This is a genomic window from Kribbella amoyensis, from assembly GCF_007828865.1.
In the GTDB taxonomy this organism is placed as follows: domain Bacteria; phylum Actinomycetota; class Actinomycetes; order Propionibacteriales; family Kribbellaceae; genus Kribbella; species Kribbella amoyensis.
Genome location: NZ_VIVK01000001.1, coordinates 1616554 through 1642091 on the forward strand (window position 1 = coordinate 1616554; position 25538 = coordinate 1642091).

At 70.1% G+C, this 25538-nt stretch carries 27 protein-coding genes; 9 read left to right on the top strand and 18 right to left on the bottom strand.

From position 1 onward, the window contains the following. The first annotated feature begins 11 nt into the window (after positions 1 to 11). A complete protein-coding gene (locus FB561_RS07785) occupies positions 12 to 1055 on the top strand; it encodes a TetR/AcrR family transcriptional regulator (RefSeq protein WP_202880563.1) in 1044 nt (347 codons plus the stop codon). Here the strand turns inward: FB561_RS07785 and FB561_RS07790 are convergent. Together FB561_RS07790 and FB561_RS07795 are read right to left on the bottom strand one after the other, a co-directional pair. After that, on the bottom strand, positions 1045 to 1455 hold the full coding sequence (locus FB561_RS07790) for a hypothetical protein (protein WP_145804500.1): 411 nt from the start codon (positions 1453 to 1455) through the stop codon (positions 1045 to 1047). The genes FB561_RS07785 and FB561_RS07790 overlap by 11 nt on opposite strands. A gap of 16 nt (positions 1456 to 1471) precedes the next feature. After that, positions 1472 to 2005, bottom strand: a complete 534-nt coding sequence (locus tag FB561_RS07795; RefSeq protein ID WP_145804502.1) for a DoxX family protein — start codon at positions 2003 to 2005, stop codon at positions 1472 to 1474. Positions 2006 to 2092: 87 nt separating this feature from the next. On the opposite strand from FB561_RS07795, the gene FB561_RS07800 reads away from it, so the two are divergent. Next, positions 2093 to 2719, top strand: coding sequence for a MerR family transcriptional regulator (locus tag FB561_RS07800; protein WP_145804504.1), 627 nt, complete (start codon positions 2093 to 2095; stop codon positions 2717 to 2719). Between the two features lie 16 nt (positions 2720 to 2735). On the opposite strand, the gene FB561_RS07805 is transcribed toward FB561_RS07800, so the two are convergent. Continuing rightward, a complete protein-coding gene (locus tag FB561_RS07805; RefSeq protein ID WP_272952577.1) occupies positions 2736 to 5396 on the bottom strand; it encodes a replicative DNA helicase in 2661 nt (886 codons plus the stop codon). A gap of 576 nt (positions 5397 to 5972) precedes the next feature. On the opposite strand from FB561_RS07805, the gene FB561_RS07810 reads away from it, so the two are divergent. Together FB561_RS07810 and FB561_RS07815 are read left to right on the top strand one after the other, a co-directional pair. Continuing rightward, complete coding sequence (locus FB561_RS07810) at positions 5973 to 7277, top strand: MATE family efflux transporter (protein WP_145804508.1); 1305 nt, start codon at positions 5973 to 5975, stop codon at positions 7275 to 7277. A gap of 70 nt (positions 7278 to 7347) precedes the next feature. Beyond that, positions 7348 to 8073, top strand: a complete 726-nt coding sequence (locus FB561_RS07815; RefSeq protein ID WP_145804510.1) for a hypothetical protein — start codon at positions 7348 to 7350, stop codon at positions 8071 to 8073. A gap of 29 nt (positions 8074 to 8102) precedes the next feature. On the opposite strand, the gene FB561_RS07820 is transcribed toward FB561_RS07815, so the two are convergent. Next, positions 8103 to 8477: a YrdB family protein gene (locus FB561_RS07820; protein WP_145804512.1), complete on the bottom strand. Its 375-nt coding sequence runs from the start codon at positions 8475 to 8477 to the stop codon at positions 8103 to 8105. 112 nt (positions 8478 to 8589) lie between these two features. Between FB561_RS07820 and FB561_RS07825 the strand changes: the two genes are divergently transcribed. After that, positions 8590 to 9273, top strand: a complete 684-nt coding sequence (locus tag FB561_RS07825) for a TetR/AcrR family transcriptional regulator (protein ID WP_145804514.1) — start codon at positions 8590 to 8592, stop codon at positions 9271 to 9273. Here FB561_RS07825 and FB561_RS07830 read toward each other — a convergent pair. Genes FB561_RS07830 through FB561_RS07870 form a run of 9 tightly spaced genes read right to left on the bottom strand, consistent with a single transcriptional unit; the run spans position 9270 to position 18876 of the window. Beyond that, on the bottom strand, positions 9270 to 9644 hold the full coding sequence (locus FB561_RS07830) for a DUF4913 domain-containing protein (protein WP_145804516.1): 375 nt from the start codon (positions 9642 to 9644) through the stop codon (positions 9270 to 9272). The two genes, FB561_RS07825 and FB561_RS07830, sit on opposite strands and share 4 nt — an antisense overlap. After that, on the bottom strand, positions 9634 to 11484 hold the full coding sequence (locus FB561_RS07835; protein ID WP_145804519.1) for a type IV secretory system conjugative DNA transfer family protein: 1851 nt from the start codon (positions 11482 to 11484) through the stop codon (positions 9634 to 9636). Before FB561_RS07835 ends, FB561_RS07830 begins: the two co-directional genes overlap by 11 nt. Before the next feature lie 44 nt (positions 11485 to 11528). Next, positions 11529 to 13142 carry an ATP/GTP-binding protein gene (locus tag FB561_RS07840; protein ID WP_145804521.1) on the bottom strand — a complete coding sequence of 538 codons (1614 nt, stop codon included), beginning with the start codon at positions 13140 to 13142 and terminating at the stop codon, positions 11529 to 11531. Positions 13143 to 13158: 16 nt separating this feature from the next. Continuing rightward, a complete protein-coding gene (locus FB561_RS07845) occupies positions 13159 to 14667 on the bottom strand; it encodes an SCO6880 family protein (protein WP_145804523.1) in 1509 nt (502 codons plus the stop codon). After that, a complete protein-coding gene (locus tag FB561_RS07850; RefSeq protein WP_145804526.1) occupies positions 14654 to 16219 on the bottom strand; it encodes a TrbL/VirB6 family protein in 1566 nt (521 codons plus the stop codon). The genes FB561_RS07845 and FB561_RS07850 overlap by 14 nt, the downstream gene beginning before the upstream one ends. A gap of 1 nt (position 16220) precedes the next feature. Then, positions 16221 to 17096, bottom strand: a complete 876-nt coding sequence (locus tag FB561_RS07855; RefSeq protein WP_145804528.1) for a TrbL/VirB6 family protein — start codon at positions 17094 to 17096, stop codon at positions 16221 to 16223. After that, positions 17096 to 17947 carry a DUF8175 domain-containg protein gene (locus FB561_RS07860; RefSeq protein WP_145804530.1) on the bottom strand — a complete coding sequence of 284 codons (852 nt, stop codon included), beginning with the start codon at positions 17945 to 17947 and terminating at the stop codon, positions 17096 to 17098. Before FB561_RS07860 ends, FB561_RS07855 begins: the two co-directional genes overlap by 1 nt. A 6-nt stretch (positions 17948 to 17953) precedes the next feature. Next, entirely contained in the window at positions 17954 to 18214 is a 261-nt protein-coding gene (locus FB561_RS07865; protein ID WP_145804532.1) for a TrbC/VirB2 family protein, read from the bottom strand. A 17-nt stretch (positions 18215 to 18231) separates the two neighbouring features. Beyond that, positions 18232 to 18876 (bottom strand): DUF6668 family protein, encoded by a 645-nt coding sequence (locus tag FB561_RS07870; protein WP_145804534.1) that lies wholly within the window; start codon positions 18874 to 18876, stop codon positions 18232 to 18234. A gap of 248 nt (positions 18877 to 19124) precedes the next feature. On the opposite strand from FB561_RS07870, the gene FB561_RS07875 reads away from it, so the two are divergent. Together FB561_RS07875 and FB561_RS07880 are read left to right on the top strand one after the other, a co-directional pair. Then, positions 19125 to 20531: a hypothetical protein gene (locus FB561_RS07875; RefSeq protein ID WP_238334701.1), complete on the top strand. Its 1407-nt coding sequence runs from the start codon at positions 19125 to 19127 to the stop codon at positions 20529 to 20531. After that, positions 20528 to 20827 carry a hypothetical protein gene (locus tag FB561_RS07880; protein WP_145804538.1) on the top strand — a complete coding sequence of 100 codons (300 nt, stop codon included), beginning with the start codon at positions 20528 to 20530 and terminating at the stop codon, positions 20825 to 20827. Before FB561_RS07875 ends, FB561_RS07880 begins: the two co-directional genes overlap by 4 nt. Before the next feature lie 78 nt (positions 20828 to 20905). Here the strand turns inward: FB561_RS07880 and rplI are convergent, their stop codons facing one another. The 5 genes from rplI to FB561_RS07905 form a co-directional block, all read right to left on the bottom strand. Beyond that, positions 20906 to 21352, bottom strand: a complete 447-nt coding sequence (rplI, locus tag FB561_RS07885; protein ID WP_145804540.1) for a 50S ribosomal protein L9 — start codon at positions 21350 to 21352, stop codon at positions 20906 to 20908. Between the two features lie 14 nt (positions 21353 to 21366). After that, a complete protein-coding gene (gene rpsR, locus FB561_RS07890) occupies positions 21367 to 21600 on the bottom strand; it encodes a 30S ribosomal protein S18 (protein ID WP_012924539.1) in 234 nt (77 codons plus the stop codon). 75 nt (positions 21601 to 21675) lie between these two features. Beyond that, positions 21676 to 22251 carry a single-stranded DNA-binding protein gene (locus FB561_RS07895; protein ID WP_145804542.1) on the bottom strand — a complete coding sequence of 192 codons (576 nt, stop codon included), beginning with the start codon at positions 22249 to 22251 and terminating at the stop codon, positions 21676 to 21678. 93 nt (positions 22252 to 22344) lie between these two features. Further along, on the bottom strand, positions 22345 to 22635 hold the full coding sequence (gene rpsF, locus FB561_RS07900) for a 30S ribosomal protein S6 (protein ID WP_145804544.1): 291 nt from the start codon (positions 22633 to 22635) through the stop codon (positions 22345 to 22347). Positions 22636 to 22899: 264 nt separating this feature from the next. Next, the gene (locus tag FB561_RS07905) at positions 22900 to 24099 is read right to left on the bottom strand and encodes an MFS transporter (protein ID WP_145804546.1); all 1200 of its coding nucleotides are present in this window, start codon (positions 24097 to 24099) and stop codon (positions 22900 to 22902) included. A 94-nt stretch (positions 24100 to 24193) separates the two neighbouring features. Between FB561_RS07905 and FB561_RS07910 the strand changes: the two genes are divergently transcribed. Continuing rightward, positions 24194 to 24694, top strand: a complete 501-nt coding sequence (locus FB561_RS07910; protein ID WP_145804548.1) for an Lrp/AsnC family transcriptional regulator — start codon at positions 24194 to 24196, stop codon at positions 24692 to 24694. Positions 24695 to 24736: 42 nt separating this feature from the next. Continuing rightward, a complete protein-coding gene (locus FB561_RS07915) occupies positions 24737 to 25537 on the top strand; it encodes a deoxyribonuclease IV (RefSeq protein ID WP_145804550.1) in 801 nt (266 codons plus the stop codon). Position 25538 lies beyond the last annotated feature (1 nt).

The following is a 25538-nucleotide window of genomic DNA, read 5'->3' on the forward strand; positions in this document are numbered from 1 at the left end:
CGAGGCCACCGATGCCGCTGACCCGGGCCGAGGCCCAGGCGCTCACTCGTGCCCGCCTTCTGAGCGCGGCCCAGGCGGAGTTCACCGAGCATGGGTACGACACCGCCAAGATCGACCGCATCGCCGCCCGCGCCGACCTCACCAGGGGTGCGGTGTACTCGAACTTCCCGAGCAAACGAGCCTTGTACTACGCCGCGCTCGCGGAAGCCGCCGACAGCCCTGGACGGGCCCGACGAGCCTCGCCGGTGGGAGGCGGGCCGGCCGAGGTGGTGCGCGGCTTTGCGACGGCCTGGTTGGATCGGCCGATCTCACGGTGGGACAGGTTGTCGGCCGACCTGGTCCCGCAGCTTGTCGGCGACGGGGACACGCGCACGCAGTACGCCCAACTCCTGGAGCTGAGCGCGATCCTGCTCGCCCTCGCATTGGAGGACGCGGGCGCGTCCGGCCGCCGGGTACGCCTCGCGAAGCTCGTCCTCGCCACGCTTCACGGCGCCGACCAGCTCGTCACCGCGGCCCCAGGGTTTGTCCAGCCACTCGACGTCATCCGATCTTGCGAGGAGCTGGCCGACCTGGATCTGCCCGACCAGTGGCAGCCGCCTCCGGCGACTCCCCCGGTCCGGCCGGCCAACGAGGTGTTTGTGCCACCTCCAGGCGTCATGCCGGACGGGCTGTTCGTCGTCCTCGGGCTCAATCGCCTGACCGCCGTCGAGGATGCGGTGCGCTCGGCTCCCCCGGGGACGCCGGTGACCATCGCCCTGGTCTCCGAGCGCCCCGCCGAACTCGGCCCGCTCACTCGCCTCGTCGTCCAGCGGACTGCCAGTTGCCTCCAGCAAGCAGTTTGCGGGCCACGTCTCCCCCACCTGATCCACGACGGAGGAGGTGTTCTCGCCGACGCCCTCAGCATCGAGGTGATCGCGAACAACCTCGAGTACGCGGCCCACGCGGTCGACGGCCGGATCGTGATCCGCGCCGAAGGCTTCGGCGCCACCTACGCGATCACCCGGTCCGCCGACGCGGTCCCTGAGCGTCCGTTGGGCCCGACGCTCAGGCGGTGATGAGGCCGATGCCGAGGGTCAGGACGCCGACGGCGAGGGCGGCGGCGCCGAGCCAGAGGATCCAGAGGAACTGGTTCGGCCGAGTACGGTCCTTCCCGGCCGACGAGGCGAAGAATCCGCCGGACATCAGGATCGCCGCGACCGGCAACGCGAGGCGGCCGACCCACACCCAGAATCCGCTCAGCCCGGTCGAGTCGACGTACAACAGCCCGACCAGACTCAGGATCACCAGGACGCCGGCATGTGCGTGCCCGGCTCGAGCGAACGACTTCTGGAAGTCCGTCATCGGCACCTGACCCCGGACGATCTTGGTCATGAAGTACCCGCCGGCCTGGATCGTCACGATGGTCAACAGGATGACGCCCGCGATGATCCGGGACGGGTCGCTCAATGCGGTCATGGAGTTTCTTGCTCCTTCAGGAGTGGTCGGCGGGGTGGGGAACATCGGTCGGTCGCGCCGGGACGCGGGGACGGAGCGCAGTACGGTCGGCCGATCGGGCGACCCAGACGGCCACCGCGATGTAGAGGACCTGCTCGGGAATTCGCTGCCACAACGGTGTCGCCTGTGCTCCGTTGGCGAACTCGATGTGCTCGACCGCCTCGTACACGTTGGCCGGCAGCAACGCCACGAACAGCGCGGCCAGCGACCACCCGGCCGCCCATCGCGTCGCGGACACGACCAGGCCGATCGCGCCGAGCAGTTCGAGGACCCCGGTCAGGTAGACGACCGCATCGGCGTACGGCACGAACAGCGGCACGATCCGGACCATGTCCGCGTGGTTCGGCATCACGGTGACGCCGGCCGGGACGAAGTGCGCGCTCGCCGTGAGCACGAGCATCAACGCCAACCCGTGCGCCGCGCTCACCGGCCAACTCGCGAACCGCCGGACGCCGAGCGCACCGAGCCCTCGCAGTATCACCGTGCCGAGCACCAGGACGGCGACGATCATGACAACCCCTCCTTCGAGTGGATAGTGAAGCTATCCGTTAATGGATAGTGCTACTGTCCACCCGAAGTCAAGGAAGGGCAAGGGCCGATGCGCATCGCTGAACTGAGCCGGCAGTCGGGCGTCCCCGTCCCGACGATCAAGTACTACCTCCGGGAGAACCTGCTCCCACCGGGCGAACGGACCAGCCCGAACCAGGCCAGCTACGGCGACCAGCACCTCCGCCGACTGCGGCTCATCCGTGCCCTGGTCGACCTCGGCAAGGTCCCGATCGCCCAGGTCAAGGACGTGATCGCCGGCCTGGATTCCGAAGACCTCCCCCTGCACGACCAGATCGGCCGCGCCCACCGCGCGATCACCCGCACCCCACCGGCATCCCCGGCGCCGAGCTCAGCGGCAACCGCCCGCGTCCAGGCCCTGCTCGAATCCCGCGGCTGGACCGTCGAACCCGACGCGCCCGCCCTCACGACCCTGGCCGACACGGTCGCCGCCTTCGAAGCACTGGGCCAGGACCACCTGATCCCCCTGCTCGACGCCTACGCGGAAGCCGTCGAGAAGTTCACCGCCCTCGAGATCCAGGCCGTCACCACCCGCCGAACCCCCGACCAGATCGCCGAAAGCGTCGTCATCGGCACCATCCTCGGCGAAACCCTGATCACCAGCCTCCGCCTCCTCGCCCAAGAATCCCTCTCCGCCACCGAGTGGAAGAAGGCCTGACCCCTGGGCCGGGACGTCAGCCGTCGTGGGCCATGTCGACGAAGCGCGAGTAGTGGCCCTGGAAGGCGACGACCACGTCCGCGGTCGGGCCGTTACGGTGCTTGGCCACGATGAAGTCCGCCTCACCCGGCCGCGTCGACTCCCGCTCGTACGCATCCTCCCGATGCAACAGGAGAACAACGTCGGCGTCCTGTTCGAGGGAGTTGTGGGTTGCGATGCCCTCGGCAACGAAGTTGTGGGTGCCGAGGACAGTGGCGTCGTAGACCTCTTGCTCGCCGAGGCTCTCGATACCGGTGATGGTGTCCCAGAAGATGTCGTTGGTCGCGAGCACTTCGAGGTCGGCGTGGTCGAGCACGTCGGCGACCTTCGCGAGCCGCTGGCGACTCGGCGAGTGCTTCCACAGCGTGGAGCCGCAGAACTGCGTCCCCATCGCCGCGGCGAACTCGCGGTGGGTCGTCTTCCGCTCGGTCAGCACCGCGCGAACCTGTGACCACACTTCCCTCGGGATCGTGTCGGCGTTCGTGTTCGCCCGGACGCCGCGCAGCGCGGTCGCCACCTCGACCACCTTGAGGCCACGGAGGCCGTGGACGCCGATCTCGTCGCAGAAGCGGAGCTGGTTCTCCACGCCGTAGATGTGGAGGTGGTACGAGTCGCGGTAGCCGGTCTTCTTCGCGACCTTGATCCGGCTGAAGATGTTGAACCGCAGCAACAACCTGGCCAGGTCGTCGACAAGTCGGCGGCTGGTGGACGCGTAGTAGATCCGGCCCTGACCGTTCGCCTCGTCCCAGCACACCGATCCGTCCGTCGCCCACAGGTGCCGGATGAAGGTGCCGACCTGCTCCTTCGGCAGTCCGAAGACGCCGGCGGGCACGAACTTCTCGTGGCTGCGCAGACCGAACAACCCGAGCCCGTCCAGCCAGGCGGCGACCGGATTCCGCTTGCCGCGCGCCAGTCGGTACGGCGCGGGGAGGCGCAGGGTGGTGACCCGAGCGGCGTCGTCGTCGTCCCGGACGCCGGTGATCCCGAACCGGCGACGGGCCGCCTCGGTCACCGCCGCCAGGTTGTGCTCTTCGATGCTCGCGTACCGGATCGGCTGGCGCTTCACGAACGAGCCGTCACCGAGGAGATGGGCCAGCAGGACGACCTCGTCCTCGTCCCAGGGCTTCAGGTCCAGCGGGGGCGGGACATGCCGGAGCGAGCCCAGCCGTGCGCCCGGCCGGAGCTCACCGAGAGGCTTCCAGCCGTCGTACGTGAGGAACGGGTGGTTCGCGGTCGCCTTGATCTCGCGGCCGGAGGCCAGCTTGAGCCGGAACACCTCCTTCACCCCGCTCGGAAAGGCGTGCGTGAGAGTCCGCGGTACGAGCTTCAGGCGGTCGTCGAGGGACCAGACCGGAATGTCCCGGGCGTCTTCGGCCAGCAACTCCCCCAGCGAGACTTCGGCGCCGGTGTCGGCCCGCATCAGCCGGGTGTCCGCGGTCAGGCAGCCCGACTCGCGGAGGTCGGAGGCCATCGGGCGTTTGTCGGAGCGTTGCTCGGAGCCTCGGTTCAGCTGGCAGATCGCGACGACGGGGAGCTCGAGCTCCTTGGCGAGGAGCTTGATGGAGCGGGAGAACTCGGAGACTTCGAGCTGCCGGGACTCGACCTTCTTGCCCGAGGTCATCAGCTGGAGGTAGTCGATCACGATCAGCCGGAGATCGTGACGCTGCTTGAGCCGGCGGGCCTTGGCGCGGATCTCCATCATGGTGAGGTTCGGCGAGTCGTCGATGAACAGCGGCGCCTCCGACACCTCGCCCATCTTCCGGGCCAGCCGGGCCCAGTCCTCGTCAGTCATCTTGCCGTTGCGCATGTGGTGCAACGGCACCTTCGCCTCGGCCGACAACAACCGCATGGTGATCTCGTTCCGGCTCATCTCCAGCGAGAAGATGCAGGAAGTCAACCCATGCCGAATCGAAGCCGACCGCGCAAAATCCAATCCCAGCGTCGATTTTCCCATCGCGGGGCGGGCGGCGACGATGATCATCTGGCCGGGGTGGAGGCCGTTGGTGAGTTCGTCGAGGTCGGTGAAGCCGGTGGGGACGCCGACCATGGCGTCGCCGCGGGAGTCGATCGCCTCGATCTCGTCGAGGGCGCCCTCCATGATGTCTTTCAGGGGGGCGTAGTCCTCGGTGGTGCGCTTCTCGGTGACCTGGTAGATCTCGGCCTGGGCGTGGTCGACGACGTCGTCCACCTCGCCCTCGCCGGCGTAGCCGAGCTGGACGATCTTGGTGCCGGCCTCGACCAGGCGGCGCAGGATCGCCTTCTCGCGGACGATGTTCGCGTAGTAGCCGGCGTTCGCGGCGAGCGGGACGGAGGCGACCAGGGTGTGCAGGTACGGCGCGCCGCCGAGGCGGGCGATCTCGCCGCGGCGGGTGAGCTCGGCGGCGACGGTGATCGCGTCGGCCGGCTCACCGCGGGCGTACAGGTCGGTGATGGCGTCGTAGACGACCTCGTGGGCGGGCCGGTAGAAGTCGGTACCGCGCACCGTCTCGATGCAGTCGGCGATGGCGTCCTTGCTGAGCAGCATCGCGCCGAGCACGCACTGCTCGGCCGCCAGGTCCTGCGGTGGCGTGCGGTCGAACCCCATCTGCGGGTCGCGCTCTTCCTGCCCGCCGCCCGATCCGCCGCGGAACTCCGCCACGCTCACTCGTCCGACCTCCTCGTCCGCCGCGACCCCTGCGCCCCCGCCTCCCGACGTGGCCCACCATTCGAACACCTGATCGAATGATACCCGGGGCTGCCGACAGTTTCCCGACCCCGTCCGCAGGCGGACTCGCCCCCGAGACTGCGGGCGGACGACATCGGTCCCGCGACCGTACGCCGGTCACCCCGGTTGCCGGAAGCCAGCCGTCCACAGGGGCTGTGGATCGCCTGTGGGAAACTCCGCGATCTGGTGTGCACAGGTTGGGTACATCCCTGTGGACAACTGGGGAGAAGTTTCCCCGACCACGCTCTGACCTGCGGTTTCTCGTGTTCACAACTGTGGAGAAGAAAAACATTCGAGACGGTTCGGTCCGGTGCGCTGTGCACAGCCGATGCCAGGCACAATGAGCGTCATGCCCATTACCACCCCGTCGACAGCCTGCCGCACCGACAGGCCGGACGGTTTTCCACCGGCCAGCGGACACCGAGCGGTTTCCCCAGTATCGACCGGGCTGTGGAAAACCCTGGGGACAAACCCGGGGACGAACCCGGCGGCCGGGAGGGCGGCCACCGCGTGAAGGACCAGGACCGGGAGATCCTCCGGCTGGCGGTGCCCGCGTTCTTCGCACTCGTCTCCGAACCGCTGATGCTGCTCGCCGACTCCGCCATCGTCGGCCACCTCGGTACCCCGCAGCTCGCCGCGCTCGGCGTCGCCGGGACGATCCTGCAGACCCTCGTCGGCGTCTGCGTCTTCCTGGCGTACGGCACCACCTCGGCCGTGGCCCGGCGGATCGGGGCCGGCGACCACCGCGGAGCGCTTGCCCAGGGCATCGACGGACTGTGGCTCGCCCTGCTGCTCGGTCTCGTCCTCGCCCTGGCCGGTCTCGCCCTCGCGCCGGCCGCGATCGGCGCGTTCGACCCGTCCCCCGATGTCGCCGGCCACGCGACCACGTATCTGCGGATCAGCTGCCTGGGCATCCCGTCGATGCTGCTGCTGCTCGCGGCGACCGGCGTACTGCGCGGCCTGCAGGACACCCGGACCCCGATGGTCGTCGCGATCGCGGCCAACCTGCTCAACATCGCGCTCAACCTGCTCCTGGTCTACGGGCTCGACCTCGACATCGCCGGCTCGGCCATGGGGACCGTCCTCGCCCAGACCGCGGCCGGGGTCGCCCTGGTCGTCGTGGTGGTCCGCGGGGCGCGCCGGGACGGGGCCAAGCTCCGCCCGGACCGGCCCGGGATCCTCGCCTCCGCGCAGTCCGGCGTACCGCTCTTCGTCCGCACGTTGACGCTCCGGGTCGGCATCGTGCTCACCACCTTCGTCGCGACGTCGATCGGTACGACGTCGGTCGCGGCGCACCAGGTCGCGTTCACGCTCTGGTCGTTGCTCGCGCTGGCGCTGGACGCGATCGCGATCGCAGCGCAGGCGTTGACCGGGCGGGCGCTGGGCGCGGGTGACGTCGAGGGCACCCGGACGATCACCCGGCGGATGATGTGGTGGGGACTGTGGTCCGGGCTCGTCGGTGGGATCGCGCTGTGGGGTCTGCACTGGATCTACGTGCCGTGGTTCACCGAGGACCCGGCGGTCCGGGAGACGCTGGCCGCGATCCTGCTCGTCGCGGCGCTCTGGCAGCCGGTCAACGGGGTCGTGTTCGTGCTCGACGGCGTCCTGATCGGCGCGGGCGACGGACCGTACCTCGCGGTGGCCGGGATCATCGCGCTGATCCTGTTCGTACCGCTCGCGCTGAGCGTGCTCTGGCTCGACGGGGGCGTGGTCGCGTTGTGGTGGGCCTTCGGTGGGTACATGCTCGCCCGGCTCCTCACCCTGCTGGTCCGCGAACGCCGGGACGCCTGGATGGTCACCGGCGCCGTCCGCTGACCACCAGCCGGGCCAGGGCTGTCCGGCTGACCTGCTGGTACGGCATGGTGGGCTCGACGGAAGGAGCCGGATGGCCGACACGGACGACGACGAGCAGGTTGCCGACCTCGGGCCGGACGAGCGCGCGGAAGGCGACGACGCGCTCGGTGACCGCGGTGCCGGCGAGGACAGCCGGGCGAAGGAGTGGGTGGCCCAGGCCGCCCTGACCGACACCCGCGAGCTGGCCGTCGACGACGAGGACGAGGCGGACGCGGAGTACGACCGGGACCGGCAGCGTCATCGTGAGGACCTCGAGCAGGACTCGCGGTCCGCGCGGGAGCGGCAGGATACCCGTCATCGCCACGACGTGAACCGGGCCGAGGCCGAGGTCACCGAGGCGCTCCGGCTCGCGCACAGCTACGAGCTGTCCCGCGACAACTTCCGTCGGCACGCGGACGCCGAACGCGGACTCGCCCGCGAGGACCGTAGCCGGGCCGCGTCGCTGGACGCCGGTGCCGCCGGTCGCGACGACCCGCAGGCGAACACCGACCGGGCCGACGCCGATCGGTACCGGGCCTCGGCGCGACGCGAGACCAGCCGCGCGAACTACGACGACGCCACCGCCGACTCGTTCGGGGCGGACGCGCGCGAGCAGCGCCAGGAGGCGGCCCAGGTCCAGGTACCGGAGCAGCCGCCGGCCGCGGAGGCGGTCCGCAACCCACCGCAGCCGGCCCCGAAGGCTCGCAAGAACCTCAAGAACATCAAGCAGCGCAAGCCCAAGACGAAGGCGCTCCGCGACTGGGGCATCGGCGAGTAGAACCCGGCGACCCCCCCCCCCCCCCGGGATCAGGCCTCGGCGACGTGGTGCTGCGCCGGGTCCGGAGCCAGCTGTCCGGTGTGGATGATCGCCAGGTTGATCGCGACCACCGCGACGAACGCGACGCCGAGGACCCGGTGGTCGACGCTCCACAACGCCAGCCCGGCCAGGCCGAAGAAGGCGACCTTCACGACCGCGGTCAGGACCGGGTTGCCGTGCGTCGCGGTCGGCGCGGCGAAGAATCCCCAGATCACCGCGGCCACGAGCGGCAGCCCGACAGCGAGCAACAGCTTCGCCGGCAGACCGTCCACCACCCGCCAGCCCCAGAACGCGAAAATGCTGAGCCCGGCCAGTTCCAGCAGGAACGCCAGCCCGAGGTTGCTCCAGCGCCACAGCTCGTACATCCGCCTCACTCCTCCGAATTTGCGAGAGCACTGCTCTCTCTTGCTGCCAGTATGCGCAGATCACCACGGCAAAGCAAGAGCACTGCTCTCTGAATCAGTTAGAGTGATCCGTATGGCACCGACTCCGCGGCAGCTCGCGCACGAGCAGACGATGGCCGAGATCCTCCGGCTCGCCCACGAGCAGCTGGTGACCGAGGGCAGTGCGGGCCTGTCGCTCCGGGCGATCGCCCGCGACCTCGGCCTGGTGTCGTCCGCGATCTACCGGTACGTGCCGAGTCGCGACGAGCTGCTGACCCTGCTGATCGCCGAGTCCTACAACGCCTTCGCGGACGCCGTGGAGGCGGCCGAGGCCCGGTGCCCGCGCGACGACTACCGACGACGCTGGCTCAGCTTCGGTCGCGCGGTCCGCCGCTGGGCCGTCGCGAACCCGGCCGAGTGGACGTTGTTGTACGGCAGCCCCGTCCCCGGGTACCACGCGCCGCCGGAGCGCACCACGGCGGCGGGGAGCCGGGTACCGCTGCTTCTGCTCCGCCTGCTCGCCGACGCCGGACTGAAGCCGTCACCGGACGATCCACCGATGACGGCCGCCTTGCACCGCGAGCTGGCCCGGCTCCGTGGATCGCTCCCCGGCGAGCTCCCGCCCGAGGTCCTCGCCCGCGGGCTGCTCGCGTACTCGTCGCTGTGCGGCCTGGTGAGCCTGGAGTTGTTCGGCCAGTTCACCAACACGGTGACCCAGTTCGCGGGCCACCTCGATCACCAGCTCCACCGCCTCGCGGCCGTGCTGGAGCTGCCCTAGATCCCGCGCAGGTTCGGTTGGCGCTGGTCGAAGAACAGCCCGGCGGGCGGCTCCTCCACCGGCAGCGGCGGGATCGGGTAGTCGGTGTGCTGACCGCGGCAGGCGGCGAACGGGCCGTCCGGGTCGAGCAACGCCATCATGTGCGGATCCGCGTGGTCGCGCCACCAGACCGACATCCCGGTCGCCGGGTCGAGCCGGAGGTGCTCCCAGGCCCGCCAGATCGAGTCGAGCCGGCTCAGCGCCTCGGCGTGCCGGTACCACTCCGGGCACCAGACGAACTGCTGGCCGAGCCGGCGGGAGTACAGGTACACGAGCCGGTCCTCGACGAACGCGGCGACGTGCGGGTAGAACAGCTCCTGCTCACCATCCACGACGCTGCTCCTCCGTCTGCTCCCACACCGGCACCTGCGACCGCGGCTGCTCCGGGGCCGGGGCCTGCCCGCGACCCGCGGCCACCCAGGCGTTCGCACCGGCCGGTGTCGTGGACTGGGTCATCGCGCCGGGATCGTACCGCGCGAACGACGCCTTCACCGCGGCCGCGTCCGGACGGGCCATCCACGGCACCGTCTTGATCATGGTCGCGGGGATCCCGGACGGGAACACGACAGCACGGCCGGCCGGCATCGAGGCCAGGTCGGAGACCTCCATGATGTGGTGCCGCTGGGTCTGCCTGCTGGTCCCGCGCTCGCCTTTGTTGTAGGAGACCGAGTTGGACATGATGTCGTAGTCGCCGATCAGCTTGCTCAGCCGCTCGAGGAAGTTCGCGTCGGAGACACCGCCGCCGTACACGCGGATGTTGGCCGCGGACCACAGCTTCTCCATGCCGCGCTCGCCCCAGCACTCCATCCCCTGCGCCCAGGACTGCAGGATCGTCATCAGGATGATGCCGCGGGAGCCGAAGTGGCTGTAGAGGTCCGGCAGGTCCTTCCAGCGGCAGACGTTCGCCGCCTCGTCCAGTACTCCGACGAGCGGGCTGGGCATCCGGCCGAGCGGGCAGGTCTTGGCGTAGTCCTCGGCCGCCTCGACGACGGACACGGTCAGCGCGGTGACCAGCGGGCCCGCCGTACCGGCGCCTTCCTTCGACAGGCTGTACAGCGTGCCGCCGTCGCGGACGAACTGGTGCGGGTTGAACTGCGGGCGGGTGTCGTTCTGCCCCTGCGGGGTGACCCAGCGGGTGACCTTGCGGTTGATCAGGAACTGCGCGCTCTGCTGCGCGGTGCCGTACACACCAGCGCGCTGCTTGTCCGGCGCGTTGATGACACCGGCCAGCGCGTCCGCGGACAGCTGCAGCCCCGGGGTGTTGCGCAGGATCCGCTCGGGCTCGTCGTTCCGCTGGTCGGCGAGCCAGGTGTACACCTGGGTGATCGGCCGCTTGGCGACCGCCGCGGCGAGCAGCAGGCCGGCCAGCAGGTCGGTACCGGCCGAGTCGAAGAACGCGTCGGTCCGGGCGTTCTCGGACCGCTGCGAGGCGACGAAGTGCTCGGCGAGCTGGCGGGCCTTCACCTCGTCGGTGATGTAGGTGAGCGGGTTCCACCACCAGTTCGGCTCCTCGGAGCAGACCTCCTGCGGGTCGAACACCCAGACCGGCCCGTACTTCGAACGCGGCTCCCGGGTCGCGTCGACGATGTCGCGCTTGTTCGAGGTGGCGATCACGGCGCCCGGGGCGTCCAGGATGGCCGGGACGGCGCGCGAGGTGGTCTTACCGGTTCGCGGGCCCCAGATGTCGACGTGCATGTCCTCCCAGGACCCGAACACCTCGAGGTTGTCCCGGACGGTGCGGCCGATCAGCACCCCCGGACCGGCCTGGCCGGCGCCGAGCCGGTTGGCGATCTGCTGGGCCCCGTCGCGGGTCAGCTTGTAGATGTCGTCGCGCTTCGACATCAACAGGGCGGACTTGTCCACCCGGCTGCCCTTGCCGCGCAGCTTGCGGACCAGGAAGAACCCGAGCGCGACCAGGCCGCCGACGATCAGCAGCTCCAGGATCAGCATGCCGGTGGCGGCGCCGGACCAGGAGGTCGTGCCCTCGATCAGGTCGATCAGCGCGGTGACCGGGTTGCCGGAGATCGGCCGGGTGTCGTTGATGCCGGCGGCGACCGTCATCGACGACCAGACCCCGCCGAGTACGACGACGATCAGCCCGATGCCGGCGAACACCAGCACGGCCTCGGCGGACAAGCCGCCCGGACCGGTGCTCTTCCTGCCTTGTGCCATTACTGTCCTCCGTTCGGAGTCGGTGCCTCGGCCCCGGTGTGCACTTAGTCCTCAACTCCGGTGCGGGCCACGACTCGCGTGGTCGGGTCGGGCGGCGGGAGCATGGCCGGGTCGTCGAAGGAGTACTCCGCGACGACCTCCTCGGTCCCGTCGGCGGCGACCTCGACCTTGAGCGGCTGGCCGTCGGCGCCGGTCTTCCAGAGCTTGTTGGTGTCGTTGATCTCGCGCTCGACCGTGGTCAGCCCGACGTGCACCGGGATCCCCGGCCGGCCGCCGACCTTGACCAGGAAGTTGCCTCGGCCGGGTGGCGCGGCCTCCTCGCCGGTGGCCGGGTCCCAGGCCGGCGGGTCCTGCCAGCCGATGAGCATGTTCTGCTCCTCACCGGACAGCGGCACGACGGCGGTCAGGTTCTCCATCTCGGCGCGCGGCAGACCACCGCAGATCACCATCCCGGACCGCTCGACGAAACCCTTCGCCTTCATCCGGTCCTCGGGATGTTCGAGCGCCAGCAGGTCGGACATGGTGTGCGAGATCATCGCCATCCCGACACCGCGTTGCCGGTTCAGCCGGGTCAGCGCGTCGACCCGGTCGACCAGGCCGCGGCCGGCCCGGAGGACCCGCCAGAGCTCGTCGAGGATGACGAAGTAGTGCCGCCGGGGCTCCAGGCCCGCGTCGGCGAGCGCCTGCGAGACCGCGACCGCGCCGAACCCGTACGACCAGCAGGCGAGCAGGACGGCGGCCTGCAGGTTCGTCTCGGAGTCGTCGATGTTGGACACGTCGAAGACGACCGGGCGGTCCATCTTCATCGGCTGGTCGGTCTGCTCGGAGAAGATCTCACCGAGCCGGCCGCCGCCGACCAGACCGATCAGCGAGGCCTCCAGGCCCTCGGTGATCTGCCGGTACCGCTCCAGGCTGCCGCGGTCGAGGGCGACGTCGCGGACCCGGTCCGGCGCGTCCTGGATCACCTTGAGCAGGTCACGCAGGACCGGCGTCCCGTCGTGCCGCTCGTCGAGGACCTTGAGGGCCTCGTCGATGATCGTCTCCTCGCGGTCCGTCGGCGGCGCGGAGCGCATGATCGAGATCAGCGCCGACACCATCGTCTGCCGACGGCCGTGCGCGTCGGCCTGGATCGCCTGCCGGGCCGACCCGGTCAGCCGCAGCGCGGCCTCGCGGGACTCGCCGGGGTCGAGCACGTTCAGGTGCCCACGGCCACGACCGAGCTGGATCACCTGGCCGCCGAGGGCCTCGATCAGGTCCTTGTAGTCGGGCTTGAGGTCGCCGAGGACGAGCGGCTGGATGCCGTACCCGGCCAGGCCGAGCGCCATCCGCCGGGTGATCGTCGACTTGCCCAGACCCGGCTTGCCGAGCACGAACATGGACGGGTTCGAGATCAGCTTGGCCCGCATGAACCAGCTGATCGGGTCGCAGCACATGGTCGCGCCGGAGAGGATGTTCCGGCCGATCGGGACGCCCACCATCGGGCTGCCGGTCCCGGCCGCGAACGGCCACATGCCGCACACCTGGACCGTCGTACCGCGCCACTCGGCGGGGGCCTGCAGGTAGGTGTTGTACCCGCCGGCCGGACCCGGCCAGCCGCGCGGCATCGGCCGCTTGCCGCCCCGCTTCGTGTCGACCGGCTTCTTCTGCTTCTTGCTCATCGCGGCTCCCTCCGGCTCACAGCGCCTCCCTGAGCCCGGCCGGAACCGACAGGTGGCTCTGCACCACGATGCCGAGCGGCAGCGCGGCGGCGAAGGCCGAGTCCTGGGATCCGTAGGCCGGGCGGAGCAGTACGCGGGCGGTGGCGCCCAGGTTGTCGATCGCGGCGACCATGTCGGGCAGCTGCTCGGCGGTCATCACCGTGCCGGTGACCACCATGCCGAAGTTCACCAGACCGGCGCCGCGGGCCTCCTCCTGCGCGGTCCGGTCGGCCGCGCGGGCCTCGGCCATCGAGCGCGCCGACGGCCGGGTCGAGGCGGTCGCGCGGAACGACGCGTTGCGCTTGTCGGACTCCACCATCCGGGCCGCGGTGGCCGCGTCCAGCGGGCGGTACAGCAGCGTGACCCGCTTCCGGTCGATGTCCGGGTGCGGGCCGACCAGCTGGGACAGCACCGACGAGAACACCTCACCGCGCGGCGCCTGGGTCATCTGCCAGGTCATCGACCACGCGCTGTCGTGCCGGTACTTGTCCCAGAACGCCTGGGCCGCGGACGGGCCGACGTCGGTCCACTGCAGCTCGGGCGGCATGCCCTGGCCCCGGGCCTCGTCGATCAGCACCGCGGCGGCCGGGTCGTACGCGATCCGGACCGACTCGCACAGCTCCTGCGCGGTGACCGGCCGGGCGGCGCCCGCACCGGTGGAGTTCAGGCTCTGGGTCAGCGCCGGCAGCCGGGAGGCGAGCTCGCGGCCCATGTCCTCCTCCTTGCGCCGCTTGCCGTTCCGGTCGACGCCGCGGAAGGTGAGCGCGACCCGGGCGGACACCAGCGCCGAGCCCTCCGGGTACGTCTGGATCACCTCGGACAGCATCGCCCGGGCGATCGGCGGGGTCCCGTCCTGCATGTTCTGGCCGACCTCGCGGCGAAGCCGGATGCCGGTGTCGGGCGCGGTCTCGACCGTCACCGAGGCGGCGATGATGCCGGGCTCGTGGCCGAGCGAGGCGAGCCACTGACCCCAGTGCGCCACCCACACGTCCACCTGGTCCTCGTCGACCAGCGAGGCGCCGTCCGGCTCCGCGTTGATGACGACGGTGAAGTGCCGGGTGCTCGGGTAGAACAACAGCGCGAACGGCCGGCCGTACGAGTCCTGGAACTCGCTCAGCTGCGACGCGGCCAGCATGCCGGGCAGCTGGAACTTGCCCCACGCCGTGCGTCCGAGCGGGCCGGACCGATAGATGTTGTGCTTGGCCATCTTCGCTCGCTGCCATCCAATCCGGGTCGAGAGCCTCTGCAGGGACGAGTGTCCGTGCTTGTCCTTGGTCATCAGCAGCAACAGGCAGCCACCGACGATGAGCAGCGACACGAGCGCGCCCAGCGGTCCGCTGACCAGCGTCGCGATCAGGGTGATCACGAGACCACCCATCATGATGGCGGTCCCCAGCGTCCCCATCCCGGCGATGCCGGCCGACGCCGGGGCCCGCCAGTTGCCGTAGGTCCTGGGTGCGCTCCGTACCCCGTCAGTTGCTGCCACTTGGTCCCTTATCCATCTCGTCGTTGTCGACCGTCTCGGAGGCGCCGGCGGCCGCGGCGTCCTTGGTCAGGTCGACACCCTTCTTGATGGCCATGGCGGTGCCCACCACGGCGAGTCCGACCGGTCCCGCAGCGGAACCAGCGGCCACGGCACCACCACCGGCCGCCGCACCACCACCGGCCGCCGCACCGCCAGCTGCGGCTCCGCCGCCCGCGGCAGCTCCACCACCGGCCGCCGCACCACCGGCCGCAGCTCCGCCTCCACCAGCGCCTGCTCCGGCTCCTGCGCCGGCACCGCCACCAGCGCCACCACCGGCACCGCCGCCAGCTCCACCGCCGGCGCCGCCACTGCCTCCGCCACCTCCTGCGGGGCCGCTACCGGTGGGCTGGTTGCTGCCTTGGGAGCCACTCGGGCTGGAGCTCTGCGAGGGTCTGGGGACGTTGCGGGAGCCGGACGGGCCGTCGCTCTGGCTCTCGGCCGAGTCGCTCACCTTGTCCGCGATCTTGTCCGCGCCGACCATCTTGGCGGCGAGCGCACCGGCGCCGGCCGACCCGGCGGTCGCTGCGACCAGCGGCGTGATGAACCGCATCAACGCCGGCATCGCGAACAACGCGAGGACGAGCAGGGTGATCCCGGTGACCATGTTCATGATCTGCCAGCCCGGCTCCTCCGACCCGCCGGTCCAGTTCAGCGGGACGTCCCTCTGGTCGTCCTCCCAGGCCGCGCCGGTGAGCCGGATCCCGGTCGCGTAGATCAGCGCGGCGACCGGTTTGTACAGGATGAAGGCGACCAGCCAGCCGACGACCCGCTTGAACCAGTCCTTGCCCATCTCGGTGTTGGTCGCCGAGGCGGCGATCGGCAGCACGCCCATCAACAGGATGAGCATGGCCGTCCGCACCACCATCAGGACCACTTGGATCACCCCGGCCAGCAGCGCCAGGATCGCGATGGTGATCATCAGCCCGATGCCCATCGGTCCCGCGCTGGCGGACAGGGCCAGCATCGCGAGCATGGCCCGGCCGAAAGCTTCGGAGTTGGCGTTCTGCGCGCCCGTGATGTTCTGGCAGCCGTCCGTCCAGCCACTTCCGCTGTCCTGGTCCATCGCCGTGATGACGATGCAGGACGAGAAGATGTCGCCGACCGAGATCAGCACCTGGGCGACCGCGATCCCCAGGGTGGCGGCGACGGCCAGGGTGAGCAGCGAGCGGAGCAGGTCCCGGGCGGATTCGCCGCGCTGCGACCAGGCCATGTTCGCGCCGGCCACGATCACGCCGATGGTCGCGGCGAAGACCGCGATCCAGCTGGTGTGCTGCCAGATCCAGCCGACCGTGTCGCTGGCCGGCTGACCGTTCTCGTCACCGATGGCCTGGGTCGGAATGAAGACCCAGAAGGAGCCGATCACGCCCATCACGGAGCCGACCGCGTCGGCGAGTGCATCGAAGATCGGGTCGAAGATCAAGGCAATCAACGCCTCCACTGCTGGGGTCAGGGCGGCCAGGAGGAAGTCCTTGATGCAGTCCAGCCAACCGTCGTCGCACAGGAACGGAACCACGTCAGCCTCCCGTCTTGGGTGACACGAAGCGCAGGATCGCCGGCAACGCGACCAGTGAGAGCAGCATCATCGCCACACCGGTGATGACCGCGAGCGTCGCGCCCTCGGCGCTTTCCGGCGTGCCGATCATCTTGATCGCGGTGGCCCAGATCAGCGCCGCCACGGGTTTGTAGAGGATGAACCCGGCCAGCCAGGCCACCGCCCGCTTGAACCAGGTCATCCCGGCCTCGGTGTTGGTCGCGGCCGCGGTCAGCGGCAGCACGCCCACCAGCAGGATGAGCATGGAGTACCGGATCACCATCAGCGCCAGCTGGACCAGCGAACTGATCACGATCAGGATGCCGATGACGATCACCAGCATCAGACCGACGCCCTCGGTGCGCAGCGGGTTGACCAGGATCGAGCCGATCCGATCGCTGAAGTTCGACTCACCGATGGCGGCGTCGATGATCCATTCCGAGAAGATGTCGGCGATCTCGATCAAGGTGGACGCGAAGGCGACGGCCATACCGCTCACCACGACCATCGTGATCAGGCTCCGCAGCAGGTCGCGCGCGGGCTCGCCACGCTGCGAGATGGCCATCCGGATGCCGCCGATGATCACCGAGATGGTGCCGACGAAGATCAGGATCCAGAGGGTGTGCTGCTGGATGAACATCACCCCGCTGTTGGCGCCGAACCCCGGGGTGTCGACGTCGATCCAGAGCGTGCCGACCGCCTTCATCACCGCCTCGACGGCCGCGATCACGACCGACTTGATGGCGTCGAAGATGAAGCCGAAGATGCCGCCCGTCACGGCGTTGAGCGCCTTGCCCAGGAACTCGGTGATGCAGTCGCCCCAGTCCCACGGGGCCCAGGAACAGCCGAGGACGATCATCACGCGCCCCCGAACCGGACGTAGCCCTCGAGCGACTGCAGGATGTCCGGGGCGACCTCGCCGTTGAAGCTGCCGTCGCTCTGCAGGACAAGCTTCCAGTCACCGCCGGTCCACAGCAGCGTGATCGGCAGCGCGGCCACCTTGATGCCGCTGTCGATCTTGACGGCGACCGAGACGATCGCGCGGTTCGGCAGATAGTCGATCACCTTGAATCCGGTGAACTGCGAGCTCTCCTGGCTGTTACGGGGGGTCGGCGACGACCGCGTCTCCGCCAGCGCTCTGGTCCGGCCGGGGCCCGGGACGATCCGGTTCCGCAGCACGGTCTCGGTCAGGTCGGGGTTGCGGATCTGACCGAGCGTGACCATCGCGGCCAGCACGGCGCCGGTCGGCGAGTGCGCGAAACAGTGCCGCAGCCCGCTGCCGTCGGTGATCGCCGGGCCGCCGACGGCCTGGCGCGGGATCATCATGTCGGTCTCGAAGTCCCAGCTGACGGCCGGCGGCGCGACCCGCGGGATCCGCTGGTCCGGGTTCTTCGCCTTGCAGCCGCCGGCGCTGTTGTTGCTGGGTGGCCGGGTGGACGGCGGCGTGGTCGGCTGGTCCGGCGTGGCCGGTGGTTCAGTGGGGTCGTCGGAGGGAGGGTCGGTCGGTTCGACGACGCTGGGGCTCGCCGACGGCCGGGTGGACGGATCGTTCCCGTCCCCCCGCCCGATCGCGAACCAGATCGCCAGGCAGGCGACCACGGCGCCGACGATGATCGCCGACGCCACGAAGCCGCGGCTCTGCCACGGCGATTCTGCCGAGTCGTCACCGCCCTCGTCGGCGGAGGAGTCCCGGCCACTGAACCAGGCCACGGGGCATCAGACCAGCGCGTTGACGACGGCCGAGGCGGTACCGATGACGATGCAGCCCGCCATCACCCAGCCGAGCCGGGCAGCGTGCTCGCCACCCTCACCGCGGCGCTGGCCGATCGCCATCATGGCGCCGGCGATGATGACGCCGAGGATGCAGATGGAGATCGCGATGAGCGTCACCCAGTCGACCACGGTGCTGATCTTGCGGTCCACCTCGGGTGGCAAGGAGGCCAGCGGGACCATCAGGTGGGTGAGTTTTGCGGTCATGAACACTTTCGTGCCTTTCAGTATGGGGCGGGGTGATCCGCGGGGTTTGACGCGCGCAGGGCGTAGATGGATTCAAGTACTTCGAACACCTCGTCGGGCGTGTTCTCGGGCGTGGGGTCCTCCCCCCTTCGCCACTCCTCGATCCACGGGATGTCCCAGACCCGGGGCACCCCACCGCCGACGATGTCGGCGAAGTCGTCGAGCACCCGGGGCAGCCGGCCCGGAGCGTCCGCGATCAGGACGAGACCCAGCACCGCGACGCCCTGGACGACACCGGAGGCCCACTCGATCGCGGCCCGTTGCGCCGCCCGCAGTCCGGACCCGTGGGTCCTGGCGACCAGCACGATCGGCGTCGGCACCGGCGGTGGCGGGATCGGCCACCGGTGGTTGGCCGCCCTGGTCCCGGGCAGCAACTGCGACATCGTCGTCTCGCCGGCCCCGCCGTGCACGCCCACCCACCAGAGGGTGTCGGCCGCGGGAATGGCGAACTTGGGCAGTCGCTGGTCCTCGGCCGGAGCCGGGACGCCGTGCTGTGGGGCCGACGGACCGCGCGGCGGGCCGTCGGGCGGCCCAGGAGGGCCCGCCTGCGGCTGCTGCGGTGTCTGTCCGGAACTCTGCGGCTGCTGCTGCCGGGTCCACGGATTCTGCTGCGGTTGCGTCATCGGCCCTCCTCTCGCGGCGTGTCACGGGCGGTCGCCCTCAGTATTCTCTCGCTATCCGGGTGTACTGGCGTGACCCATCCACAGGCGAGGATGTTTCTACCCCCTTGTCGGGGTCAGACGAGCCGTGCCCGGCTCGCGGACTGGCATGCATCCGGGCGGCAGCATGGCTTCGGGCGAGGACATGCTAGAACGAGAGGCCGACCGGCCGTCGATCGAGGGAGTTCCGTGGCAGGGATGAGGGGCTGACCGTGGCTGACAAAAGCATCCCGTCCTGGCCGAAGGTCACGATCCGGCTCTACGACGACCACAACGCCGAAGTGAAGATCGCCGGGCGCAGTCACCCGGTGAACCACCACGACCCCCGGCAGGCGGCGATCGCGCTGGTTGCCGAGCGCGCGGGCCAGCTGGGCCGCGCGGTGAAGGCGACCGCGGTCGAGGAGGACGGCAGCTCCTGGCCGCTGGTGATCCACCCGGACGGGCAGGTCGAGGCCGTCGAGGTCAGGGCCAAGGAGCAGAAGCCGATCTGGCCGATCATCGTGGCGGCCGGGGTGGCGATCGTGCTGGTGTTCGGCACCGGGCTGTATCTGCTGGTCCTGCGCGACACCGGTCCCAAGGACCCGCCCAAGACGACCGTCCGGAAGTTGCCGGAACTGCCCGCGCCGAAGATCGGGCCGGACCAGTTCGTCGCCCGGCCGGTCCCGCCGGGCTGGTCGGCGAACGCGACCTGGACCGTCGACATCAAGGAGGACACCGCCCCCGCGGTCTCCCCGGACGGCAGCGAGGTCGCGGCCATCACGCCGGACGACAAGCTGGTGGTGCTGGACAGCGAGGGCAAGGTGCGTTGGCAGGACAAGGTGCCGAGGGACTCGCTGTCACCGGTCTACACCACCATCGATTCGAAGCCGGTGCTCGCGATCGCCGCGCCGAAGAGCCTGTACTACTGGCCGGGCGACGGCGTCGAGCCGACCGAGCTGGAGCTGCCGGACGGCTCGGAGGTCCAGTTCTTCGGCGGCTCCCCGCTGATCCTGCTCAACGGTGGTGAGGCCGGCGCCAGCGTGATCAGCGGCGGCGTGCTGCACACCGTCACGGACCAGCCGCGGCTGTCCACGCTGCTGCTGGCCGAGGGCGACCGGACGCTGCTGGCCCGGTACGCCGGCCCGCTGTACTGGAGCCAGAAGGACAAGAAGCTCGCCGTCCTGTCGCCGAAGCCGCCGGCGGGTGGGACCAGCATCAACCACATCGCGCTGGCCAGCCGTGGCCGCGCCGTGGTCCTCTGGAACACCAAGACGGCCGACCAGGTGATCCCCGCCGTGACGTCCACGGCCGACGGGACCGTGGTGGCCGCCTGCCCGGCGGTCGAGGGCCGGCTGGCGCAGAACTACAAATGGCTGCCCGACCAGGCCGGCAAGGTCGCGGCGTACGGCGAGTGCCTGATCGACTTCACCGGCCGGAAGACCTCGTCGCTGAAGGACTTCTCGCCGTTGTCGATCACCGGAACGACGATCTTCGGCACGCTCAACGATCGCCTGGCGGCCGTGGTACCGGGCGGCAAGCCGACCGCTCTGGCCGAGCAGACCGCCCGGCCGTGGGGCGTCGCCGGCAACCACGCGATCGTCGTGCACGGCTCGGTCCTCTACGCCTTGGACAAGAAGTGACCAGTACTGGACGGCGCCACCAGGCAGCGCGGGGCGTACTCGCCGCGCCGGTCGCTCGGTGGGTGGTGGCCGGCGTGCTGGCCGTCGGGCTCGCCCTGGCGCCGGCGGTGGCGGTCGCCGGTGGTCTGGAGGACGACCCGACGCCTTCGGACTGGCCGACCATCGCTGCGCCCGTCGACGACCGTGGTGGGGCGTCGGACCCGATGCCCGAGGCCCAACCGACCGTCGCGAAACCCAACGAGGGCAGCAGCAACGATCCCCAGCCGTCCGACTGGCCGACCCCCGTCCAGCAGTAGCCCGCGGCACCCAGGCAACAACGCGGAAGGCCCGCTCCCCAAGGGGAACGGGCCTTCGGTGTCTTGCGGGAGGTGCCGTCAGGCGGCGACGACCTCGAGCTTGACGGTCGCGGCGACCTCCGGGTGCAGCTGCACGGAGACCTGGTGCTTGCCGGTGGACTTGATCGGCGTCGCGATCGCGATCGCGCGCTTCTCCACCAGCGGGCCACCCGCGGACTTGATCGCCGCGGCGACGTCCGCCGGGGTGACCGCGCCGAACAGGCGGCCGGTGTCGCCGGCCTTGACGTCCAGCTTGACGGCGAGCTGCTCGAGCTGGTTCTTGACCTCGCTCGCGTGCTCCTTGCCCTGGATCGCCCGGGCGTCGCGCGCCCGCTTGATCGTCAGGATCTGCTTCTCGGCACCCCGGGTCCAGCCGATGGCCAGGCCGCGCGGCACCAGGTAGTTACGGCCGTAGCCGTCCTTGACCTCGACGATGTCGCCGGGGGCTCCGAGGCCCTCGACCTCCTGCGCCAGGATGAGCTTCATGGTCCGGACCTCCCTCAGCGAGCGGTGCTCGTGTACGGCAGCAGGGCCACCTCACGAGCGTTCTTGATAGCGGTCGCGACGTCGCGCTGGTGCTGCACGCAGTTCCCGGTCACCCGGCGGGCGCGGATCTTGCCGCGGTCCGAGATGAACTTGCGCAGCAGCGCGGTGTCCTTGTAGTCGACGTAGGTCGCCTTGTCCTTGCAGAAGCCGCAGACCTTCTTCTTCGGCTTCCGAATGATCTTGGCCATTGTGGTGCTCTCCTCCTACTAGAGCCCGGCACGGGTGCCGGAATGGTCACTCTGACTGGTTGGTCCCGGGACGGGTCAGAACGGAGGCTCTTCCATCGAGCCGCCGCCACCCTGACTCGCCCAGGGGTCGTTCTGCGGGGCGGACTGGCCGCCACCGCCCTGCGGGGTCGCCCAGGGGTCGTTCTGCTGCGGCGCGGACTGACCGCCACCACCGCCGTACCCACCCTGGTTGCCGCCACCGCCACCACCGAAGCCGCCTCCGCCGCCCTCGCCGCCGGGGCCCGAGCGCATCGCCCGGGTCACCTTGGCGGTGGCGCTGCGCAGGCTCGGCCCGACCTCGTCCACGTCGATCTCGAAGACCGTGCGCTTGTTGCCCTCACGGTCGTCGTACGAGCGGGACTTCAGCCGGCCCTGCACGATCACGCGCATGCCGCGCTGGAGCGACTCGGCCACGTTCTCCGCGGCCTGCCGCCAGACGGAGCAGCTCAGGAACAGCGACTCGCCGTCCTTCCATTCACCTGACTGCCGGTCGTACGTCCGGGGCGTCGACGCGACCCGGAAGTTCGCGACGGCGGCACCCGACGGGGTGAACCGGAGCTCAGGGTCGTCGACCAGGTTGCCGACCAGTGTGACGACGGTTTCGCCTGCCATTGCCGTTCCTCCTGCTTTCGGGTGTGGCTGTGTCTACAGCTATTGGTAGCGGCTGGTGCCGACAGTACCGATGGCTGCTGACGACCCCAGGGATCAGTGCTGGTCCGGCCGGATGACCTTGGTCCGGAGGATCGACTCGTTCAGCGTGAGCTGACGGTCGAGCTCCTTCACGACCGCCGGCTCGGCGGTCAGGTCGATGACGGCGTAAATGCCTTCGGCCTTCTTCTTGACGTCGTAGGCGAGCTTGCGACGACCCCAGATGTCGAGCTTCTCGACCGACCCACCTTCCTTGCGGACGATGTTCAGGTACTGGTCGATGGACGGCTCCACGGTGCGCTCATCGAGCTCCGGGTCGAGGATCACCATGACTTCGTAACGACGCATGCGCGAACTCCACCTCCTTCGGACTTGGCGGCCACGGTCTCTCCGTGGCAGGAGGGCGATGCGGGGTGCCCGGCGCCGACAATCGCCGTCGGCTCCAAGCAAGCAGCCCGGTCGATGGACCGGGCCACGCTCACAGAATACCAGCGTGTGGACGTCGACTTGACCATATCCACAGGCCTGTTCCGAGCCCGTCCGCCGCGGCCGTTTGTCCACAGGCGGTGGACGACTGTGGACAAAGAGTCGCGATCCGGTCGCTTCTCGTGGTCAACGTGCCGCGGCAGCCTTGCGCTCCGCGTCGACAGATCGCCGCACCGTCGGACGGTACGCCGCGACCACCACGAGCAGCGGCGCTGCCAGCACCGTGGAAACGCCTGCCAGCAGCGGGAATCCGCCCTCGGCGAAGAGCCAGGTGGACGCCGCGGTGGCGATCGCCGAGACGCCCCAGACCCACGCCTCGACCCGGCTCTCCCGCTTCGCTCGCGCGGCCGCTGTCCCCACCCCGGTCCGGCTGAGCAGTGCGCTGCCCCCGAGATAGCAGAGGTTCCAGCCGTACCCGAGGACGAACAGCGCCGGCGTGAAGGCGGCTCCGACCGGGCCCGAGATGGCGACTGCGGAACCGGCGACGGTGACGAGCCCGGCCAGCATGACGGGCCGCGGTCCGTACCGGTCGATCAGCCACCCGGTCACCGGCGCGAGCGCGAACATGCCGAACGTGTGCACCGACAGCATCACCCCCAACGCGCTCATCCCCTGCCCGTGCTGGTGAACGTGGACCGGCACCGACGTCATCATCGCCACCATCACCAGGTGCCCGACCAGCATCACCGCCCCCGCGACGACAGCGGTACCGCGGACGCCCACCACACCCCGGTACGCCGGGCCGTCGACCGCAACCGCGTCGGTAGAGATACGACCCGGCCTGATCCGTGCAGCCGCGACCAGCGCAGCGAACGCGGCCATCACGGCGAGCAGGAACGCCCCCGCGATCGCGGGGAACCCTGCCGCGGACACCACCTGCTGCGACGGCTCCAGGAGGAATGGCCCGCCAACCGCTCCAGCAGTACTGGCCCACACGACCGTGCTCATCGCAGCGGCTTGCCGTGATGGGGTGACGACATCGGCGGCCGCGTACCGGGACAACAGGGCGGCCGCGTTGCCCGCACCGAGTAGGAGCATTCCCAGGAAGAGCAGCGCGATCGGTGCCCCCACAGCGGCCAGCACGGTGAGAGCGGCACCCGCCACGGAGACGGCGTACCCGATCCGCAGGGCCTGAGGGCGTCCGAGTCGGGCGGTCAGGCGGCCCACCATCACGGCGCCGGCGGCGGTGCCGAGGACGCCCGCGGTGTTGGGCAGACCGGCCACCGAAGGGCCGAGGTGACCGGCGACGAGGATCGTGCTCACCGCACTGGCGGCGACCATCGCGGCGTTCATCAGGGCGGCCGCGAGAACGACAGGAATCAGCATGCCGTCAACGCTAGAAAGCGGGATCGCGCCCTAGAAGGCAAAACGAACGGCGTTCTCCCTTGCGCACCGGCGATGTCGAAGGTGTTGTGGAGAGATGACCTTGCAGTCGCGCGAACCGGACTCCACCGACTGGCAGATCCTGGCCGAACTCCAGGCCGACGGACGCCTGTCGTTCAACCAGCTGGGCAAACGGGTCAACCTCTCCCCGCCCGCGGTCGCCGAGCGCGTCCGGCGGTTGGAGGAGGCGGGCGTGATCACCGGGTACCGGGCCGACGTCGACGCGGCCCGCGCCGGTCAACCGCTGTCGGCGTTCGTGCAGATGCGGTGTACGACCGGCCGTTGTCTGCTGAAGACGACCCGGGCCGAGGACTTCCCGGAGGTGGTCGAGATCCACAAGCTGAGCGGCAACTCGTGCTCGATGCTCCGGGTCCGGGTGACGTCGATGCGTCACCTGGAAGGGCTGTTCGAACGGCTCGGCGAGCACGGCGAGATGAACACCCACGTCGTGCTCTCGACCGAGTTCGAGGGGCGTCCGGTGCAGCCGCCCGCCGAGGAGACCCGCCCGGTCACCCGCTCCGAAGGCTGGAACCGCTGACGGCGTTTCCGGACTGTCGGCGGCCAGTCCTAGGGTGGGTCCATGAGTCTGAAGCTTGGCGCGCATGTCGATCAGGAGGACCCGCTCGCGGAGGCCGCGGACCGCGGGGCCGACCTGGTGCAGTTCTTCCTCGGTGACCCGCAGGGGTGGAAGGGGCCGAAGGTCTCCTACGCCGACGGGGCCGAGGCGCTGCGGGAGCGGGCCGAGGCGGCCGGCGTCGACCTGTACGTGCACGCGCCGTACGTGCTGAACGTGGCGACTCTGAACAACCGGATCCGGATCCCGAGCCGCAAGCTGCTCCAGCAGACGCTGGACAAGGCCGCCGAGATCGGGGTCAAGGGCGTGATCGTGCACGGCGGCCACGTCGGCAAGGGCGACGACCCGGAGACCGGCTTCGACAACTGGCGCAAGTGCATCGAGCGCGCCGAGCTGCCCGTCCCGCTGCTGATCGAGAACACGGCCGGCGGCGACAACGCGATGGCGCGGCAACTGGACCGGATCGGGCAGCTGTGGGAGGCGGTCCAGGCGTCCGGCAACGACAACCTCGACAACGTCGGGTTCTGCCTGGACACCTGCCACTTCCACGCAGGCGGCGAGGAGCTGGCGACCGTGGTGGACAAGGTGCGGGCGATCACCGGCCGGATCGACCTGGTGCACGCGAACGGGTCACGGGACGCGTTCGGGTCCGGCGCGGACCGGCACAGCAACTTCGAGGAAGGCGAGATCGACCCGGCCGAGATCGTCGCCGTGGTCCGCGCGGCCGGGGCGCCGGTCGTGGTGGAGACGCCGAACGCCGACCACGGGCAGAAGGCCGACATCGACTACCTGCGTGCCCACCTGTGAG

Bases quoted from the DNA above. Each gene is read 5' to 3' on its own strand.
- FB561_RS07785 (WP_202880563.1), top strand. From the start codon at position 12: ATGCCGCTGACCCGGGCCGAGGCCCAGGCGCTCACTCGTGCCCGCCTT.
- FB561_RS07790 (WP_145804500.1), bottom strand. From the start codon at position 1,455: ATGACCGCATTGAGCGACCCGTCCCGGATCATCGCGGGCGTCATCCTG.
- FB561_RS07795 (WP_145804502.1), bottom strand. From the start codon at position 2,005: ATGATCGTCGCCGTCCTGGTGCTCGGCACGGTGATACTGCGAGGGCTC.
- FB561_RS07800 (WP_145804504.1), top strand. From the start codon at position 2,093: ATGCGCATCGCTGAACTGAGCCGGCAGTCGGGCGTCCCCGTCCCGACG.
- FB561_RS07815 (WP_145804510.1), top strand. From the start codon at position 7,348: ATGGCCGACACGGACGACGACGAGCAGGTTGCCGACCTCGGGCCGGAC.
- FB561_RS07820 (WP_145804512.1), bottom strand. From the start codon at position 8,477: ATGTACGAGCTGTGGCGCTGGAGCAACCTCGGGCTGGCGTTCCTGCTG.
- FB561_RS07825 (WP_145804514.1), top strand. From the start codon at position 8,590: ATGGCACCGACTCCGCGGCAGCTCGCGCACGAGCAGACGATGGCCGAG.
- FB561_RS07835 (WP_145804519.1), bottom strand. From the start codon at position 11,484: ATGGCACAAGGCAGGAAGAGCACCGGTCCGGGCGGCTTGTCCGCCGAG.
- FB561_RS07840 (WP_145804521.1), bottom strand. From the start codon at position 13,142: ATGAGCAAGAAGCAGAAGAAGCCGGTCGACACGAAGCGGGGCGGCAAG.
- FB561_RS07855 (WP_145804528.1), bottom strand. From the start codon at position 17,096: ATGATCGTCCTCGGCTGTTCCTGGGCCCCGTGGGACTGGGGCGACTGC.
- FB561_RS07865 (WP_145804532.1), bottom strand. From the start codon at position 18,214: ATGACCGCAAAACTCACCCACCTGATGGTCCCGCTGGCCTCCTTGCCA.
- FB561_RS07870 (WP_145804534.1), bottom strand. From the start codon at position 18,876: ATGACGCAACCGCAGCAGAATCCGTGGACCCGGCAGCAGCAGCCGCAG.
- rplI (WP_145804540.1), bottom strand. From the start codon at position 21,352: ATGAAGCTCATCCTGGCGCAGGAGGTCGAGGGCCTCGGAGCCCCCGGC.
- rpsR (WP_012924539.1), bottom strand. From the start codon at position 21,600: ATGGCCAAGATCATTCGGAAGCCGAAGAAGAAGGTCTGCGGCTTCTGC.
- FB561_RS07895 (WP_145804542.1), bottom strand. From the start codon at position 22,251: ATGGCAGGCGAAACCGTCGTCACACTGGTCGGCAACCTGGTCGACGAC.
- rpsF (WP_145804544.1), bottom strand. From the start codon at position 22,635: ATGCGTCGTTACGAAGTCATGGTGATCCTCGACCCGGAGCTCGATGAG.
- FB561_RS07905 (WP_145804546.1), bottom strand. From the start codon at position 24,099: ATGCTGATTCCTGTCGTTCTCGCGGCCGCCCTGATGAACGCCGCGATG.
- FB561_RS07910 (WP_145804548.1), top strand. From the start codon at position 24,194: ATGACCTTGCAGTCGCGCGAACCGGACTCCACCGACTGGCAGATCCTG.
- FB561_RS07915 (WP_145804550.1), top strand. From the start codon at position 24,737: ATGAGTCTGAAGCTTGGCGCGCATGTCGATCAGGAGGACCCGCTCGCG.